Annotated in this window: 16 protein-coding genes; 6 read left to right on the top strand and 10 right to left on the bottom strand. The window is 50.3% G+C overall.

Annotated features, from left to right (window positions below; translation table 11 throughout):
- The first annotated feature begins 120 nt into the window (after positions 1 to 120).
- From JQX58_RS05775 to JQX58_RS05765, 3 genes are read left to right on the top strand one after another with little or no spacing between them, the layout of a single operon-like run.
- Positions 121 to 651, top strand: coding sequence for a sugar dehydrogenase complex small subunit (locus JQX58_RS05775; RefSeq protein ID WP_204145888.1), 531 nt, complete (start codon positions 121 to 123; stop codon positions 649 to 651).
- A 19-nt stretch (positions 652 to 670) separates the two neighbouring features.
- Positions 671 to 2,335 carry a GMC family oxidoreductase gene (locus JQX58_RS05770; protein WP_204145887.1) on the top strand — a complete coding sequence of 555 codons (1,665 nt, stop codon included), beginning with the start codon at positions 671 to 673 and terminating at the stop codon, positions 2,333 to 2,335.
- A gap of 2 nt (positions 2,336 to 2,337) precedes the next feature.
- Complete coding sequence (locus JQX58_RS05765; protein WP_204145886.1) at positions 2,338 to 3,729, top strand: c-type cytochrome; 1,392 nt, start codon at positions 2,338 to 2,340, stop codon at positions 3,727 to 3,729.
- Between the two features lie 106 nt (positions 3,730 to 3,835).
- On the opposite strand, the gene JQX58_RS15430 is transcribed toward JQX58_RS05765, so the two are convergent.
- Entirely contained in the window at positions 3,836 to 3,970 is a 135-nt protein-coding gene (locus tag JQX58_RS15430) for a hypothetical protein (protein WP_275412744.1), read from the bottom strand.
- 413 nt (positions 3,971 to 4,383) lie between these two features.
- On the opposite strand from JQX58_RS15430, the gene JQX58_RS05760 reads away from it, so the two are divergent.
- Both JQX58_RS05760 and JQX58_RS05755 read left to right on the top strand, forming a co-directional pair.
- Positions 4,384 to 4,566 carry a hypothetical protein gene (locus JQX58_RS05760; RefSeq protein ID WP_338040687.1) on the top strand — a complete coding sequence of 61 codons (183 nt, stop codon included), beginning with the start codon at positions 4,384 to 4,386 and terminating at the stop codon, positions 4,564 to 4,566.
- Positions 4,567 to 4,649: 83 nt separating this feature from the next.
- A complete protein-coding gene (locus JQX58_RS05755; RefSeq protein WP_204145885.1) occupies positions 4,650 to 7,790 on the top strand; it encodes a DEAD/DEAH box helicase in 3,141 nt (1,046 codons plus the stop codon).
- On the opposite strand, the gene hepT is transcribed toward JQX58_RS05755, so the two are convergent.
- Genes hepT through JQX58_RS05740 form a run of 3 tightly spaced genes read right to left on the bottom strand, consistent with a single transcriptional unit; the run spans position 7,787 to position 9,460 of the window.
- Positions 7,787 to 8,197: a type VII toxin-antitoxin system HepT family RNase toxin gene (gene hepT, locus JQX58_RS05750; protein ID WP_204145884.1), complete on the bottom strand. Its 411-nt coding sequence runs from the start codon at positions 8,195 to 8,197 to the stop codon at positions 7,787 to 7,789. The two genes, JQX58_RS05755 and hepT, sit on opposite strands and share 4 nt — an antisense overlap.
- Positions 8,194 to 8,571 (bottom strand): type VII toxin-antitoxin system MntA family adenylyltransferase antitoxin, encoded by a 378-nt coding sequence (mntA, locus tag JQX58_RS05745; RefSeq protein WP_204145883.1) that lies wholly within the window; start codon positions 8,569 to 8,571, stop codon positions 8,194 to 8,196. Before mntA ends, hepT begins: the two co-directional genes overlap by 4 nt.
- 22 nt (positions 8,572 to 8,593) lie before the next feature.
- Positions 8,594 to 9,460, bottom strand: a complete 867-nt coding sequence (locus tag JQX58_RS05740; protein WP_204145882.1) for a YicC/YloC family endoribonuclease — start codon at positions 9,458 to 9,460, stop codon at positions 8,594 to 8,596.
- Between the two features lie 198 nt (positions 9,461 to 9,658).
- Between JQX58_RS05740 and rph the strand changes: the two genes are divergently transcribed.
- The gene (rph, locus tag JQX58_RS05735) at positions 9,659 to 10,387 is read left to right on the top strand and encodes a ribonuclease PH (protein WP_204145881.1); all 729 of its coding nucleotides are present in this window, start codon (positions 9,659 to 9,661) and stop codon (positions 10,385 to 10,387) included.
- Between the two features lie 56 nt (positions 10,388 to 10,443).
- Here rph and JQX58_RS05730 read toward each other — a convergent pair whose 3' ends face one another.
- The 6 genes from JQX58_RS05730 to JQX58_RS05705 form a co-directional block, all read right to left on the bottom strand.
- Positions 10,444 to 10,635, bottom strand: coding sequence for a YgaP family membrane protein (locus JQX58_RS05730; protein WP_204145880.1), 192 nt, complete (start codon positions 10,633 to 10,635; stop codon positions 10,444 to 10,446).
- An 80-nt stretch (positions 10,636 to 10,715) separates the two neighbouring features.
- Entirely contained in the window at positions 10,716 to 12,347 is a 1,632-nt protein-coding gene (ushA, locus tag JQX58_RS05725) for a bifunctional UDP-sugar hydrolase/5'-nucleotidase UshA (RefSeq protein WP_204145879.1), read from the bottom strand.
- 220 nt (positions 12,348 to 12,567) lie between these two features.
- Positions 12,568 to 13,677 carry an ABC transporter ATP-binding protein gene (locus JQX58_RS05720; RefSeq protein WP_204145878.1) on the bottom strand — a complete coding sequence of 370 codons (1,110 nt, stop codon included), beginning with the start codon at positions 13,675 to 13,677 and terminating at the stop codon, positions 12,568 to 12,570.
- A 78-nt stretch (positions 13,678 to 13,755) separates the two neighbouring features.
- Positions 13,756 to 14,637 carry a carbohydrate ABC transporter permease gene (locus JQX58_RS05715; RefSeq protein WP_204145877.1) on the bottom strand — a complete coding sequence of 294 codons (882 nt, stop codon included), beginning with the start codon at positions 14,635 to 14,637 and terminating at the stop codon, positions 13,756 to 13,758.
- Positions 14,630 to 15,559, bottom strand: a complete 930-nt coding sequence (locus JQX58_RS05710) for a carbohydrate ABC transporter permease (protein WP_204145876.1) — start codon at positions 15,557 to 15,559, stop codon at positions 14,630 to 14,632. Before JQX58_RS05710 ends, JQX58_RS05715 begins: the two co-directional genes overlap by 8 nt.
- Positions 15,560 to 15,626: 67 nt before the next feature.
- Complete coding sequence (locus JQX58_RS05705; protein ID WP_204145875.1) at positions 15,627 to 16,874, bottom strand: ABC transporter substrate-binding protein; 1,248 nt, start codon at positions 16,872 to 16,874, stop codon at positions 15,627 to 15,629.
- Between the last annotated feature and the right edge of the window lie 15 nt (positions 16,875 to 16,889).

The following is a 16,889-nucleotide window of genomic DNA, read 5'->3' as shown; positions in this document are numbered from 1 at the left end:
TGAGCCCGTACCTTGGCTCAAGTTTTCGATAGAATTCAGCGCATCTTACAGCGCGCCTGATGGGCAAAGGACGGCGTGCCTCTTCAAACAAAACAGAGTCAATACAGCCAAATGAGCCAAATGAACCCCAAGGATGGTGTACAAAGCCAATCCCGTCGTAATTTCTTGCGTGCTGGCGCCATATTAGGCGCGGATAGCCTTTTAGGTGTCAGCCTTCCAGTTAGTGCTGCCTTGGCCAACGAGCCAGGTGTGGCGTCTTTTATGAAGTTATCGCGTTTGTTGGTGAACCATCATTTAGATGAAGGTGTGGGGCAGCGCATGTGGGTGTTGTTAAAAGACAAGCACTCAAACCTTAACCAAAACGTTGCCGATATCCTCAAAATCGCCACGCAAAAACAAGCCAAGATTGTGGAAGACTTCTTCGCCGATATTCCCGTTGGTGAACTGCAAGACCTCGCCTACCAAATCATTTTTGGTTGGTACGCAGGTTGCCTAGATACCAGTGCGCAGGCCGAGTCGTTTGCCTTTGAGCAAGCGCTGACGTTTCAAAATACCGCCGATGTGATCACCATCCCATCCTATGGTGTGAGCGGTCCAAATGATTGGGCTGATCGTCCTAATGTGCCAGTACTACCACTGCGTAAATTTTAATTTTTGCTAGGAATATCAAATGTCTACATCTTCAAATTCTGGCGCATCAAATGCTGAGGTCGTCATCGTCGGTACTGGCGTGGTTGCAGCGGTGGTGGCCGAGCAATTATTGGACGCGGGTCTATCGGTACTGATGCTCGAAGCGGGCCCACGTGTGTCACGCGCTGAAATCGTTGAAAACTACCGTAACCTGCCGCTGGGCAATAAAGGCAATGCCATTGCCAGCTACCCATCTAAGCCTTGGGCGCCGCATCCAGAGCCAAAATCTGGCCGTCCGGGGGATGATTACTTACAAGTCTCTGGCCCGAATGGCATTGGCTATCTACAAAGCTATGTGCGCTACGCCGGTGGTTCCACTTGGCACTGGGCGGGCACTTGCTGGCGTTTAACGCCGGAAGACATGCGCCTGAATAGCCTTTATGGCGTCGGTCGTGATTGGCCATTCCCTTATGAAGAGCTTGAGCCTTACTACGTGATGGCGGAATACAAGCTGGGTATCTGTGGCCCAAGCGATGCCGCAGAGCAGTGGCCGCAAGGGGTTAAACGCTCTAAACCTTACCCAATGCCAGAGCTGCCTTTTAGCCCAGGCGAAGAGAAGTTCACCAAGGTCATGCGCGAAAAGCTAGGCCTGCGTAACGTTCATGTAGCGCAAGCGCGTAACAGCGGCATGCCTTACGACAGTCGTCCAGCCTGCTGTGGTAACAATAACTGTGTGCCAGTGTGTCCGGTGGGTGCGAAATACGATGCGGCAACCTCGCTGGGTCGATTAGAAGCCAAAGGCGCGACCATCTTGCACAATGCGGTGGTCTACAAAGTAGAAACCAACGCCAACAATGAAATCGCTGCGGTGAACTACCTTGATCCCAATAAAGACTCTCACCGCATTACTGGCAAGACTTTTGTACTGGCCTGTAACGGTATCGAAACGCCAAAACTGCTGCTGATGTCGGCGGACGAGCGTAACCCAAATGGCTTAGCGAACAGCTCCGACCAAGTGGGTCGTAACATGATGGATCACCCGCAGCTGGCCTACAAAATTAAGCTCAAAGAACCTTACTGGACTGGCCTTGGCCCAGTGGTCAACAGCGGCATTATGGAAACCTCTCAAGGGGATTACCGCTCGCGTCATGCGGCGGCGTACTTCCGTTTTAACAACTTTGCGCAAAACCGTTTCGTCACCTTTGACACCTTGAAGCAAGGATTAATTGGTCGAGAGTTGGACGAGCAATTACGTCACAACACGGCAACGTCGGGCATGATTGTCGCGGCTCATGAAGTGTTGCCGGATCCTGAGAACCGCCTAACCTTGTCGGACAAAAAGGACTGGCTAGGGCTACCAAAACCTGCGGTGCATTTTGATGTGGGTGAATACACCCGTCGCAGTGCCCGTGAGTTTTCTGAGCCAATGATTCAGCGTATCGCCGACGCCATGGGCGTTGAAGAAGCGCCGACTTCGCCAGGCTTCCGCCCGAGTAAACACATTATGGGCGGCACCATTATGGGCAAAGACTCAAGCAACGCCGTGGTCGACGATGTCTGCCGTGCTTACGATCACGCCAACCTGTTCTTGCCAGGTGGCGGCGCGATGCCAAGTACCGCCACGGGCAACAGCACCATCACCATGGTGGCGCTGGCGTTTCGCGCCTCAGAAGCCATCATTCGCCAAATGAAGACAGGAGCCTAATCATGAAGACTTTCACGCATAGCCTTCTGTTAAGTGCGGCGGTGCTGCTGTCGCCATTGGCATTAGCGCAAGCCTCCAATGATGCTGAGACGTTAGCCAAAGGCGAGTACCTTGCCATCGCATCGGACTGTACCGCTTGTCACAGCCAAGAGCACGCCGCTAAACCGTTTACCGGCGGCAAAGCGATTAGCTCACCAGTCGGCACCATCTTCGCTACCAATATCACGCCATCAAAAGCATTCGGTATTGGTAACTACACCGAAGAACAATTTGCTAACGCCTTGCGCAAAGGCATCGCGGCAGATGGTTCTCATCTGTATCCGGCGATGCCGTACACCGCTTACGCCAAGCTGACGGACGAAGACATTCACGCGCTGTACAGCTACTTTATGAACGCAGTTAAGCCTGTGGATCAACCTGTCCCTGAGACTGAGCTGCCATTCCCGATGAACCTGCGTTTTTCGATGGCGTTTTGGAATGCCTTGTTCCTTGATGACACCGTACACCAAGACGATCCAGAACAATCTGAGTCGTGGAACCGTGGCCGTTACTTAGTGGAAGGCCCCACTCACTGTGCCACATGTCACACGCCGCGCGGTTTGTTGATGCAAGAGCAGGGCGATCAGTTCCTTGCAGGTGCTCAAGTGGGCCCTTGGTACGCGCCGAATATTACCTCTGACAAAGTCAGCGGCATCGGTAGCTGGAGCAAAGCCGAGGTGGTGCAATACCTGAAAACCGGCCATGTCGAAGGCAAAGCGCAAGCGGCGGGCAGTATGGCTGAAGCGATCAGCTACAGCTTTCAGCATCTGAGCGACGGTGACTTAAATGCCATTGCCGATTATTTAGCAACGGTGCCGGCGGTGAATACCGCCTCGGACAACCGCTTTAACCAAGGTGAGCCAGGCAATAAATTGGCGGCGTTTCGTGGTAAAGACTTCCATGAAGACACCTCTGCGCCAGGCGCGCGCCTGTACTCAGGCAGCTGTGCCTCGTGTCATGGTTACAATGCCCAAGGCACTGAAGATGGTTACTACCCAAGCTTGTTCCACAACTCGGTCACTGGTGAAGCCAATACTTCTAACTTGATCGCGACCATCTTGTACGGCGTAGATCGAGAAACCGAAGCTGGCGGTCATGTGTTTATGCCACCGTTTGGTGATCAGCCTAACGCCCTCAACAACTTGGACAACCAACAAGTGGCGCAACTGTCGAACTACATCCTTGATATGCACGGCTTAAAGGGCACACAAGTGACCCCCGAACAAGTGGCCGAGATCCGCGCGGGTGGTGCGCAATCGCCGTTGATCCAATACGCGCGCGTCGGTATGGGCGTAGGTGTGGTCGTGGTGTTGTTCGCCATCGGACTGCTATGGCACCGCAAGCGTAAGAAATAAACGCGTTCGCGACTGGTTATATGCTTTTAGCAACAAAAAGCCCGCTTTAATACTCTTAAAGCGGGCTTCTTTTTAAACGTTTTTCTCAAACGATTCGCAGGCGAACTTACTCAGTCGCTTCATGCACCGTCTCTTTCGACTCGTTGTAAATCTCAGACGAATCGTCTTTTACGCCTTCCCACGTATTCGAACAACCACCTAAGAAAAGTGCTGTAACCATCGCTAACATTGAAAATTTCATAGCCGTCCCTCACTGTTTGGTTAGTAGTGATTCAAAGCTAGCAGAAAGATTTCCAAAGCGTTAGCCAACTGTCGCCGCTTGTGAAAGCTTTACAACTTCCAGTCATGATTGTTACGCCGAGTGGTTAAATGTGGTTAAAGTGTTTTTAAAATGGCGTTGCTCAGCTCTGGTAAGGTCGCTTTCTTCTGTCCCGTAAGTTTCTAAGACAAGTAAGTACGAAGGCTTAGTTTGATATGGATTTGTATATCATGAGCACACTTTGATGTGTCATTGCATATCAAATTAAAGTCGATCCCTGCGATCAATTCGATTATTCGAATCAGTCATGGCGTAACGGATGAAGGTGAGTCAGTGTCACCTGCCTACCAATTAGATGATAACTAAGCCGCAGTAAGAAGTTCAGTGACTTCACCTTGGATGAACTATCACACCTAGCCGCTAAAGCTATGTTGCCAGAAAAGCTGGTACTAGATACGGCTAAAGAAACCGTAGCAGGCTTTCATGAAGTTTGGGCGCAAGCAAAAGCCCATTTGCCACTGACCACATCTATGATTGCAGCGATTGAGACGCACCTAAAAAGCATACCGCTGCGCTAAAAAAGAGGGACTGTATTCCCAGTTTTCGCTGAGATATGGGAGTATAGTCCCATTATTGATTGAGCGGGCGTCAAAGGGACTTTATGCAGCAGTCGGGTATTTATGAGCAGCTGATCACTCAGCTGGTGGAAAAGCGTTTGGATCGTGAGCGCTTTTATGTGGGCGAACGAACGCTAACTAGCAGCGAGGCATCGGTGTGGCTGTCGCGTTTTCTGTCTAATATTCTCGAATACGCTATTGGCTCAGTGCCGACTGGCAACGACCAACTGCAACAGCAAATCGCGTTATCCAATGAGTTATTACTTTGGCTGAAAGAGCGTTTACAAGATGATGGCCTGATCGAAGAGAACCTACTCAATAGCCAAGGCAAAATCCTCACGGCTTTATATGAACTAGAAAATCCTGTTGCAGCCAATCTTAGGCAATATGTCGAAGACATTTTCCCGTTAACCGGTCTTACTCAAAGCGAGCTTTTTTGCGGTAGTAATGCTGGCTTGTCGCTAGAGTCTGAGCTAAAACGCGAAATCTTATCCGCAGATAAAATTTACTGGCTGGTGTCGTTTATCAAATGGGCCGGTATTCGCATCTTTCGTAAAGAGCTGGAAGCGTTTACTGCCAGTGGTCGTGAGCTAAAGGTCATTACTACTTCTTATATGGGCGCTACGGATGCCAAGGCGGTAGAGTACTTGGCTAACTTACCTAATACGGAAGTGAAGCTCAGCTACAACACTGAACGCGAACGTTTGCACGCTAAGAGCTACTTATTCTTACGCAATACTGGCTATCACACGGGCTATATTGGCTCTTCTAATTTATCTCACTCAGCGCTCACCAATGGCCTTGAATGGAACCTCAAAATCACTTCCCAAGAAATCCCTCATATCATTGATAAGTCGCTCAGTACCTTTGAAACCTATTGGGCATCGAATGAATTTGAACGCTTTGATGGCGATGCTAGCAGTACGGAAAAGCTAAACCGTGCCCTGCGACAACAGCGTGGCAGTGACGAACAAAGCGCGGCGCATTTCTTTGATATCACACCATTTCCACATCAGAGTGAAATCTTGGAGCAGTTGGCTGTTGAGCGTCATTTACATCAGCGCTTCCGCAATCTGGTTGTCGCTGCGACTGGTACAGGAAAAACGCTTATCTCGGCGTTTGATTTTGCACGCTTTTTGAAAGAAAAGCCCAATGCGACCTTTTTGTTTGTGGCGCATCGGGAAGAGATTTTAAAGCAAGCTCGAGCGGCGTATCGCGGCGTACTTCGCGATGGCTCATTCGGTGAGTTTTGGGTTGGCAGTCACGCTCCTGCCCATTATCGACAGCTGTTTGTGTCGATCCAAACGCTGAATAACCAATTAGATCAACTTAACCTGACGCCTGATTACTACGATTACATCGTTATTGATGAAGTGCATCACATTAAAGCAAACAGCTATCGTGCGGTATTAGCGTACTTCCAACCGAGCCTTTTATTAGGTTTAACTGCCACACCTGAGCGTCATGATGGCGGTGATATTCTGGCTGACTTCGGTGGTGTGATTGCCGCTGAAATTCGTTTACCGGAAGCGATTAATCGCCGTCACTTATCGCCATTTCAATATTTTGGTATCGATGATGATACGGATCTTCGTAATATTGCTTGGAGCCGTGGGCGTTACGACATCGGACAGCTCACTAATCTCTATACTCATAATCAAGCCCGTGTTGATAAGATCGTATTGAGTTTGCAGGAGATCGTGACCGATATCAGCCAAATGAAGGCATTGGCGTTTTGTGTCAGCCGTGAACACGCGGACTACATGACCAAGCAATTTCTCTTAAAGGGCATTAATGCGGATATCTTAACCAGTGATAACAGCGATCAGCGTCAGCAGAAGCAACAAGCCTTACGGAGTGGGCAAATCAATGTGCTGTGTGTGGTGGATATCTTTAATGAGGGCGTCGATATTCCGGAAGTCGATACTTTACTGTTTTTACGCCCGACAGAAAGTCTCACGATCTTCTTACAGCAATTGGGGCGAGGTCTGCGCTTAGCGGAAGGTAAAAAGTGTTGCACGGTATTGGATTTTGTTGGTAACTCCAAGCCAGAGTATAATTTTGCTAATAAATTCAGAGCGTTAGTGGGGCGTAGCCCAAAAGCGATCAGTGATGAAATCAAGCAAGGTTTTCCCCATGCTCCATTGGGCTGTCGTATTGAGCTGACAAAACGTACCCAAGAAATGGTGCTCAGTAATATTCGCCAAGCGACGCTTACTAAAAGCCGCCTGACTGCTATGATTCGTCAATTCCCGCAGCATTCCACACAGCCTCTGACGCTGACGAACTTTATCGCGCAGCATCCGCACATCGACTTAAACGAACTGTACAAACGCGGCAGTTGGGCTGAGTTGGTGGCGAACGCCAAAGATGAAGTCAAAGAAGATTCGCGGATTGCTGAAGCCTTTAAGCTAGTGCGCAAAGCGATTCATAACCGCATTCTGACCTGTGATGATCATGGCTATTTAAACTTTCTTGGGCAGCTTTGTCAGACTGACTTTAGCGGTGTTTGCACTGACGATCGTCGTACGGTGATGTGCCATTATGACTTTTGGCAGAAGCCTGGCTCGGATGTAGGTTTTGCGTCGTTAGCGCAGAGTATTAAGCAGCTGAGCCACCTTGGAGTAGCACAGGAACTTGCCGATGTGATTCGCTGGCAACTTGCGCGGATCAAACACGAATTGCTGGATATGACCGATCTGCCTGAGGTGCCGCTTAAAGTGCATGCCCGCTATGCTAGAGAACAGATACTGGCTGCATTTGGCGCAACGACGTTTGAGCAACAACCGCCAGCGCGAGAAGGTGTGTTCGTCATTGCAGAGCAAAACATCGAGCTGCTATTTGTCACCTTAGACAAGAATGAAAAGCAGTTTTCACCGACGACTATGTACCATGACTATGCTATCAACGAGCAGTTGTTCCATTGGCAATCACAGAACAGCGCACGGCCTGATTATGGTCGAGGAAAAGACTACATAGATCATAGTGAGATTGGCAAACGCCTGTTTTTATTTGTGCGCGAGCAAACCAAAGATGAATACGGCCGCACCATGGGCTTTGTGAATTACGGTGAAGTGGAATACGTCTCGCACACCGGCTCACAACCGATGAGCATTACTTGGCAGTTGAGCACGCCGATCCCCAACTTTATGTGGCAGCAAGCTGCGAAGCTGGCGGTGGGCTAAGCTTTTAATTCTTTTACAGCAGTAATAAAGTCTTCAAAATCAGACAGTCTATTTTCTACCACATGCTTCACAATCTCTAAGTTAAGCGTTTGATAATCATGGACTGCGACATTGCGAAGGCCAACCATTTTTTGCAGGTTGGAGGCGAGCGGGGCAGAGAGCAGCCCTGCTTTCTTAAGTAGTTCAAAGCTGTCTCGGCTACTTTGCGGAATACCTGTGTTGTGCTGCTTGTTAAGTATATTAGCGGCATCAATGCTGGCTTCGCAGGCTCGCTGAAGGTTCAGAATGATAGAATCTTGGCTGGTGTAATCGGTATCGAAGTGTTCTTTTGCAAGATCGTAAACTTCTCGAATGCGCTTTAAGCAGCGATCAATGGTAGCGAGCTTATTGAGAATTGAGTCGTTCACTTTAGGTACTCCTGCAAAATGTCAGAGCGTTCTTCGTTTAGATGCTGATACATAGACATGACCTGCATTTCAAATTTCGCCTGCTCGTTTTCACTTCCAAAAAGCAGCTTACCATGCATGATGACTTGGTTTTGTAAGACAGTCGATGCTGTTAACAAATCCACTAAATCAACATCTTGATTCAACTCGATGGCTAGGCTTTGCTCTAAATCGAAGCGTGTTACTGGGTCTAGTTTCTTCTTCAATAGCACGGCAACATCAATGTCACTCGAAGGCGTAGCACTGCCATCTGCTTGAGAGCCAAACAGGTAAATCAATCTAACATCCGGCATAAGGTGCTGAATGGATTGGATTAGACTCTTTTTATCTAGCATGGCTACACCTTCAATATTCAGGTTACTCGATGTTTTGTATTTGCTCTCGCATTTGTTCGATCAAGACCTTCAGCTCAACAGCGCTATTCGTTGTCTCCACCACAATCGATTTAGACGATAGCGTGTTGGCTTCGCGGTTTAGCTCTTGCATTAGGAAGTCTAGGCGGCGGCCGATAGGGCCTTTTTCGTTTAGCTGACGGCGCACTTCTTTGGTGTGGGTCGCTAGGCGATCCACTTCTTCGGCGACGTCGGCTTTTTGTGCCAGCATGACGATTTCAGCTTCGACGCGCATTGGATCTAGGTCGACTTTGGCCGCTTCTAGCTTGTCTTGTAGGTTCTGCTTTTGTGCCGCGATGATGGTCGGTAGCTTCGCTTTCACATCGGCGACGATGGCATCGATGGCGTCTAGGCGGTCAATGATGATGGCGTCGAGTTGCTCACCTTCACGTTGGCGTACTTGGATCATTTCTTCCAAGGCCTTGTGAAACAGCGCTACCACAGCTTTTTTCATTTCGTCCGCATCGGCGCTGTCATCGCTTAGAATGCCAGGCCATTGTAGGATTTGCAGTGGCGATGGCGTTTTGATGCCATCAAACCAAGTGCCCAGTTCGTTGACCGCGTTGGCTAGGGCTTGAGCGTTGTCGGCGTTGATATTCAGGCCTTTGGCAGCGGTGTCTTCGGCGTAGAAGCGTAGCTGACATTCGACTTTACCGCGGTTTAGCTTTTTGCGAAGTACGTCGCGGAAGCTGAATTCTAGCTCACGAAATTGCTCCGGCAGGCGGAAGTGTGGCTCAAGGTAGCGTTGGTTTACCGAGCGAATCTCCCAGCTGATGGTGCCCCAATCGTATACGGCTTCTTGGCGCGAAAAGGCGGTCATGCTTGCAGTCATATCAATCCCTAGCAGCTAAATGTAAAAGTTGTGCTAAGTGTAACCTAAGAGTGCAGGGCGCGTCAGGATGATGATGTCATGTTTGTATGGGCTAGGTTCAGGCGATGGCTTAGCGATAAACTTCCTCAGTATGGGCAGGCATTTTGCGCGGGGTTCGTTATAATTAGGCCTTTGCAAACGAATGACAGAGAGACTTATATGCGTCCAAGTGGTAGAGCAGCTGATCAATTACGTCCGATGAAGTTTACGCGTAACTTTACCAAGCACGCGGAAGGTTCCGTATTAGTAGAGTGCGGTGATACCAAGGTGATTTGTACCGCGACTGTGGTGCAAGGCGTGCCTCGTTTCTTGAAGGGCAAAGGCCAAGGTTGGATCACGGCTGAATACGGCATGTTGCCACGTTCGACACACAACCGCATGGACCGCGAAGCGGCACGCGGCAAACAAGGCGGTCGTACGGTGGAGATTCAGCGTCTGATCGGGCGTTCACTACGCGCGGCGCTGGATTTGAAGAAGCTGGGCGAATACACCATCACTATTGACTGTGATGTGATTCAGGCCGATGGCGGTACGCGTACTGCGTCGATTTCAGGTGGTTTTGTCGCGCTAGCGGATGCCGTGAAAACGCTAGTCGAAAACAAAAAAGTGAAGGAGAACCCAATCATTTCGCAGATCGGTGCGATCTCTGTGGGTGTTTACCAAGGCACGCCAGTGCTGGATTTGGATTATCCAGAAGACTCAAGCGCTGAGACGGACATGAATGTGATCATGAACGATAAAGGCGGTTTTATTGAGATCCAAGGTACGGCCGAAGGCGAAGCCTTTAGTGATGAGCACATGGTCGGCATGCTGAAGGTTGCGCGTAAGGGCATCAATGAAATCATGGAGCTGCAGCGCCAAGCGTTATTCGAAGACGCCAACGCGTAATTCTGCGCCATCAATGAAAAAGGGAGCTTCGGCTCCCTTTTTTACGTCTGATGTGGCTATTTGCAGGACTTACAGGTGTTGATTCCCAGCAGTGAGTACAGGCCACAGAAGTTAAACACGCCGCTGAGCACCAGCAGGATACCTAGGTAGCCCCATGGACTGATCACACCAAACAGCGCTAAGGCAATCAGCAGGGCGCCGATCACAATGCGTAACACCTTATCAATTCCGCCGACATTTGCTTTCATAGAGGACTCCTTCGCAAGATTGCTGTGTCTGTCTTTATATTAGCTTAATCTAAACAAAATGCTTGGCGCTAGATCAATCTTTAGTGTAGCACCGCATCTGCTGGTCGATATTGTGTGACCATGATCGGTGAGTAGTCTTTGATGTACTCGGCCAAGACTTCGGCATCGCCATAGCCTGATTCTTTGTAATGCTTATGCCCTGTGACATCTGGGTAGCCATCGCCGCCTGCTGCACTGTAGCTATTGAGCGCTAGGCGGTAGGTTTGGCTTGGGTCAAGTGGCTTTTCGTTGATGCGAATGTTTTGCGCCTTGCCATCAGTCACCACTAGAGTGGCGCCGCTGAGCTGAGCAAAAGCACCAGTGCCAGCTTCTTTGCTTGCCACCACAGATAGGTAATCCGCCAGCTCTGCGCCTGTCATGTCGACGTACACCAGCTGATTGTTAAACGGCTGTACTTGCAGCACGGCTTTGTAGCTGATTTCGCCAGCGGCAATGCTGTCGCGAATGCCGCCTGAGTTCATCACCGCGACGTCGGCATCGAGCTTTTTAATCATGGCATGGGTGATCAAGTTACCAAGGTTGGTGGCGCGGCTGCGCACTTGGTCGCGATCGCCTTCTAGTTTGGCATCAGTGTAGCCGATCGGTGCGCCCATTTTGGCTTGGCCGAGCTCGTAATAAGGGCGCAGCATAGCTTGCACGTCTTTGTCTTGAGCGATTTCGGGGCCGATCAGTTTGTGCTCGATCGAGCCATCGGCTTTACCGACTTTTTCTTTTAGGTTCACAGGGATTAGCTCATAGTCGGCAGAGGTAATTTCTCCATCAACGATGCTCAGATCCAAGCGACCGAGATATTTACCCCACTCATCGGCTTGTAAAATCAGCGTACCGTTTTGTTTGTCTGGCTCAAATAATGGATCTTGCGAATGGCCGCCGACAATGACATCAATGCCTGGCACTGAGCGCGCTAAGCTGACATCGCCTGGGGCATTGCTGCCGTGTTGAGCGTTATCGTAATGACCCATATGGGTCACAGCGACGATCAAGTCGGATTGCGACTCAAGTGTTGGGATCAGGTCTTGAGCGACCTCAATCGGGGACTCGATACGCAAGCCTTCGAGGTATTCTGGGTTGCCGATGTGGATGGTATCATCCGTGGTGAAGCCCACTACGGCGACACGCAAATCACCCACGCTAAAGATCTTGTAAGCATCAAACAGTGGCTCGCCGGTGTCTTCGTCAAGGATATTGGCTGATAAAAACGGGAAGCCAGCCCATTGTTGCTGTTGTTTCAGCACGTCTACCGGATTATCAAACTCATGGTTCCCCAGCGCCATGGCGTCATAGCCTAGGGCTTTCATGCCTTTAAAATCCGGCTCGGCGTGCAATAGGTCTGACTCAGGCACGCCAGTGTTCACATCGCCGCCGGATAGCAGCAAGCTATGGCCATCGTTTAGCAATACCTCTTCGCGAATGTTGTCGATCAAGGTCTTACGCGCCGCCATCCCGTACTCGCCGTGTTCGTTGGGCCAGAAGTGACCATGATGGTCATTGGTGTGTAACAAGGTCAGTTTGTACTCTTGGCCTGCTTGCCACGCCGCAGCGCTATCAGTGAGCTCTGTATCGGTGTGCGAAGAGCTAAACAGCGAGCAGCCAGTCAGGCCGATGACAACGCCCGATAGGGCAAATTGGGTAAGATAGCGCTGGGTATTCATGCCTTTGTCCTTTTTCTGTATGACGCTGTGACCAGCGAGCGTCAAGTTTCCGAGCGATGTATGCCTTGATTGTAAACAAAGTCTAAGGGCGCTGTGTTAGCGAAAACGGGAAGCTTGATGTTCTATACCCAATCTTTTCAAAACCCTGATGAAAAGCTGAAAATGCATAAAAAAAGCCGGCACAAGGCCGGCTAAAAAGCGTCGAAGAGACGACTAAACGTTAGTTATCGATACGCTGGCCAGTGTCTTTATCAAAGGCAACGGCTTTAGACGTATCAAACATCATGGCAATGGTTTCGTTCGCTTTAGCTGGGTAGGCTGGGTTACAGCGACAGTTCACTTCGGCATCGGAAATACGCGTCAGCACCATAGTATCGGCGCCCATAGGCTCAATCACTTCCACATCGATGTCTGCTTTGACGACAAACTCAGCGCCTTCTTTGTGTGGCTGTGGTTCGGTGATCATTTCTGGGCGCAGACCCAGTAAAATCTCTTTGCCAGCGTAGGCTTTAAGGCTGTCAGCGCTCGGGAACGGTACCAATGTTGGTTGCGTCGCTTGCAGCTCTAACGCGTAGCTACCGCTGTGTTCCACTACTTTCGCTGGGATGAAGTTCATCGCCGGAGAGCCCATAAAGCCTGCAACGAACAAGTTTGTTGGGTTGTCGTAGATTTCCTGTGGTGTGCCAAGCTGCTGCACTTCACCGTCTTTCATCACGGCGATGCGATCGGCCAGCGTCATGGCTTCGATCTGATCGTGGGTTACATAGACGATAGTGGTGCCAAGTTTTTGGTGTAACTTCTTGATTTCGGTACGCATTTCGACACGAAGCTTAGCGTCTAGGTTAGACAGCGGCTCGTCGAATAGGTACATCTTCGGGCGACGTGCTAGAGCGCGACCCATGGCCACACGCTGACGCTGACCACCTGATAGTTGCGCTGGTTTACGCTTGAGTAAGTGACCGATCTGTAGCATATCAGCGACGCGTTGCACTTCGGCCTCACGCTCGTCTTTGGGCACTTTGCGCATTTCTAGGCCAAACGAGATGTTCTCAGCGACGGTCATATTTGGGTACAGGGCGTATGACTGGAACACCATTGCGATGTCGCGATCTTTCGGGCTTGAGAAGGTGACGTCTTGATCGCCAATCAAAATACGGCCTTCAGAAACGTCTTCTAGCCCTGCGATCGAGTTCATCAGGGTCGATTTACCACAGCCCGATGGGCCAACTAGGATAAGGAATTCACCGGCTTCGATTGAGATGTCGATGCCTTTTAAAATTTCTGTTTGGCCGTAGCGTTTTTTAACATTTTCAATGACTAGACTTGCCATGTTATTTCTCCAAATTCTTTCACTGGCCGGCGGATGACGTCGCCGGCTCTGTCTGCTTTAAAAAGCCAACCTAAATGCTTAACCTTTAACCGCGCCTGCTGTTAGGCCGCGCACGAAGTATTTGCCTGCTAACACGTAAACCAATAGCGTGGGTAGGGCGGCGATGATGGCAGCGGCCATATCGACGTTGTATTCCTTACCACCGAAGCTGGTGTTCACTAGGTTGTTAAGAGCTACCGTCACAGGTTGTGTGTCGAAGCCAGAGAACGCCACGCCAAATAGGAAGTCGTTCCAAATTTGCGTGAACTGCCAAATAACCGTCACGACGATGATGGGTGTCGAAACCGGCAAGATAATACGGTAGAAGATGGTGAAGAAGCCGGCGCCATCAAGGCGTGCTGCTTTGACCAATTCCACTGGGATCGCTTGGTAGAAGTTACGGAAAAACAGTGTCGTAAATGCCACACCGTAGACCACGTGCACCATCACCAAACCAGCGGTGGTGTTGGCAATGCCCAACCAACCCAAGGTACGTGCCATCGGTAGCAAGATTACTTGGAATGGAATGAAACAGCCCACTAACAGCGCTGCAAAGAAGAAGTCGCTGCCGCGGAATTTCCAGTGCGAAATCACGTAACCATTGATCGCGCCTAACAGCGTCGAAATCGCCACCGCCGGAATCACGATTTTAAATGAGTTAAAGAAGTAGGGTGCCATACCTTCACATTGGCTACCGGTGCAGGCGCCGCTCCACGCTTTGCTCCACGCACTGAAATCAATCGAGCCAGGCAAAGAAAGTAGCGTGCCAGTACGGATTTCTTCTACGTCTTTTAGCGAGGTTAACAACATCACGATAAAGGGTGCTAAGTAGACCGCGGCCATGGCGATCAGCATCGCGTACAGGCCAAAGCGTAAGGCTTTATCTAGCGCCGTGGTTTGACGTTTAGCAGGATTACTCATGGCGCTCACCTCGTAATTCTGAGTACAAGTAAGGGATCAAGATGGCCAAGACACAACCCAGCATCACCATCGCAGACGCGGCACCTAGGCCGATCTGACTACGGGTAAAGGCGTGGGCGTACATGAAGTTTGCTGGCAGGTCAGATGAGTAACCTGGGCCACCGTTGGTCAAGGCTGCTACCAAGTCGAAACTCTTGATCGCAATGTGCGAAAGGATCACCAAAGCACTGAAAAACACGGGCTTAAGCGATGGTAAAATGATGCGACGGTAAGTGGTAAAGATGCCCGCGCCATCAAGCTGAGCCGCTTTGATCATTTCGCCGTCGACGCCACGAAGACCTGCCAAGAACAGCGCCATCACGAAGCCAGAGGCTTGCCATACCGCCGCGATGACTAGACAGTAGACCACCATATCTGGGTCGGTCAGCCAACCAAAACGGAAGTCTTCGAAGCCCATTTCGATCATCATTTTTTCGATACCGTTGGTTGGGTTTAAGAGCCACTTCCACGCGGTACCGGTCACGATGAAAGAGATCGCCATCGGGTATAAGTAAATAGTACGGATCGCCCCTTCAGCACGAATTTTCTGGTCGAGGAAGATCGCTAGCATTACGCCTAGGAACAAACAAATTAAGATGAATAAACCGCCGAAAATCCCTAAGTTACTTAGGGCAACAAGCCAGCGATCATTCATAAACAAACGCTCGTACTGATCAAAGCCGACGAAGTTGTACGTCGGTAGCATACGAGAGTTGGTAAAAGACAGTACGGCGGTCCAAATCATGTAGCCGTATATACACACCACTGCGGCAACCACAGTCGGTGCCATCACGATTTTGGGCATCCAATCGGCCAAGCTCAGGCGCGCAGGACGACCCGCTGGCGTCGCGGTAGACCCAGCTTTAGCGGCATTTTTATTCATAATGGGTGCTTCTACTTTGAGGAGAGAAGAGAGACCAACCCCATGGTTGGTCTCGCATTAGCGCTGTTTACATGCTCGCTTGGATCGCACGTGCTAAGCGGTCAACGGCTTCTTCAGCGGTCATAGACTCGTTGTTGTAGAAGTTGGTGACCACATCAAAGACCGCGCCTTGAACCATCGAGTTTACAGCCATGCCGTGCGCCATACTCGGCACAAGATCATCTGTTGATGAGCTGGCTAAGAAGGCATCCATCGACGCATGCGCACAGGTATCAAACTTGTCGCGTGGCATGTTTAGACGGGCAGGGATCGAGCCTTTGTTTAGGTTAAAGGTCTCTTGGAAGGTTGGCTCAAGCATCAGCTTAGCAAGATCTTGCTGAGCACTTTGCGCGCCTTCATCGTCCACCTGGAACATCGCTAGCGAATCGATGTTAAAGGTAAACTGGCCACTGGTGCCTGGTGCGGCGTAGCAAACGTAGTCGATACCGGCTTTTTTGCCTGCTGCGGTGAATTCGCCTTTGGCCCAGTCACCCATGATTTGCATGGCAGCGTCACCGTTGATCACCATCGAGGTGGCGATGTTCCAGTCACGGCCAGAGAAGCCAGGATCTACGTAGTCACGGGTTTTCTTGAATTTAGCGAACACATCGATCATGTCATCGCTGCGCAGAGTATCGTCGTCTAGTTCAACAAAGGCAGCATTGTAGAATTCAGAGCCTTTGGCTAGCGCAATCGCTTCAAATAGCGTCGCGTCTTGCCATGCTTGACCACCGTGTGCCAGTGGTGTGAAGCCTGCGGCTTTGATTTTGTCAGCGGCTTCAAAGAATTGATCCCAAGTGGTTGGGATAGAAGCGCCGGCTTTTTTGAAGATTTCAGGGTTGGCCCACATCCAGTTTACACGGTGTACGTTGACTGGTGCGGCAACATAGTGACCGTCGTATTTCATGACGTCGCTGACCACTGCTGGAAGTTTTTGGTCCCACTGACCTTGTTCGGCAACCGAGTCCAAGTTGGTTAGGAAGCCTAGATCACCCCATTCTTGGATAGTTGGGCCTTTGATTTGTGCCGCTGCAGGCGGATTACCCGCGATAGCACGAGATTTAAGCACCGTCATAGCCGATTCACCGCCACCACCAGCGACAGCGAAATCTTTCCACGTATGACCTTCTTCGGTCATCAAGTCTTTCAGTACATTGATAGAAGCGGCTTCACCACCGGATGTCCACCAGTGTAAAACTTCTACTTCGCCAGCGTGCGCGGTAGCCGCGGCAACAGAGATGGCAATGCTTGATAAACCTAACGCAATTTTCTTCATGGTCAGCAACCCTTG

The organism is Marinomonas ostreistagni (assembly GCF_016888445.1).
GTDB lineage: Bacteria > Pseudomonadota > Gammaproteobacteria > Pseudomonadales > Marinomonadaceae > Marinomonas > Marinomonas ostreistagni.
This window is presented reverse-complemented; position numbering and strand designations above follow the sequence as displayed.

Excerpts from the sequence above, each read along its gene's own strand:
- JQX58_RS05775 (WP_204145888.1), top strand. The coding sequence starts at position 121 with ATGAACCCCAAGGATGGTGTACAAAGCCAATCCCGTCGTAATTTCTTG.
- JQX58_RS05770 (WP_204145887.1), top strand. The coding sequence starts at position 671 with ATGTCTACATCTTCAAATTCTGGCGCATCAAATGCTGAGGTCGTCATC.
- JQX58_RS05765 (WP_204145886.1), top strand. The coding sequence starts at position 2,338 with ATGAAGACTTTCACGCATAGCCTTCTGTTAAGTGCGGCGGTGCTGCTG.
- JQX58_RS15430 (WP_275412744.1), bottom strand. The coding sequence starts at position 3,970 with ATGAAATTTTCAATGTTAGCGATGGTTACAGCACTTTTCTTAGGTGGT.
- JQX58_RS05755 (WP_204145885.1), top strand. The coding sequence starts at position 4,650 with ATGCAGCAGTCGGGTATTTATGAGCAGCTGATCACTCAGCTGGTGGAA.
- mntA (WP_204145883.1), bottom strand. The coding sequence starts at position 8,571 with ATGCTAGATAAAAAGAGTCTAATCCAATCCATTCAGCACCTTATGCCG.
- JQX58_RS05740 (WP_204145882.1), bottom strand. The coding sequence starts at position 9,460 with ATGACTGCAAGCATGACCGCCTTTTCGCGCCAAGAAGCCGTATACGAT.
- rph (WP_204145881.1), top strand. The coding sequence starts at position 9,659 with ATGCGTCCAAGTGGTAGAGCAGCTGATCAATTACGTCCGATGAAGTTT.
- JQX58_RS05730 (WP_204145880.1), bottom strand. The coding sequence starts at position 10,635 with ATGAAAGCAAATGTCGGCGGAATTGATAAGGTGTTACGCATTGTGATC.
- ushA (WP_204145879.1), bottom strand. The coding sequence starts at position 12,347 with ATGAATACCCAGCGCTATCTTACCCAATTTGCCCTATCGGGCGTTGTC.
- JQX58_RS05720 (WP_204145878.1), bottom strand. The coding sequence starts at position 13,677 with ATGGCAAGTCTAGTCATTGAAAATGTTAAAAAACGCTACGGCCAAACA.
- JQX58_RS05715 (WP_204145877.1), bottom strand. The coding sequence starts at position 14,637 with ATGAGTAATCCTGCTAAACGTCAAACCACGGCGCTAGATAAAGCCTTA.
- JQX58_RS05710 (WP_204145876.1), bottom strand. The coding sequence starts at position 15,559 with ATGAATAAAAATGCCGCTAAAGCTGGGTCTACCGCGACGCCAGCGGGT.
- JQX58_RS05705 (WP_204145875.1), bottom strand. The coding sequence starts at position 16,874 with ATGAAGAAAATTGCGTTAGGTTTATCAAGCATTGCCATCTCTGTTGCC.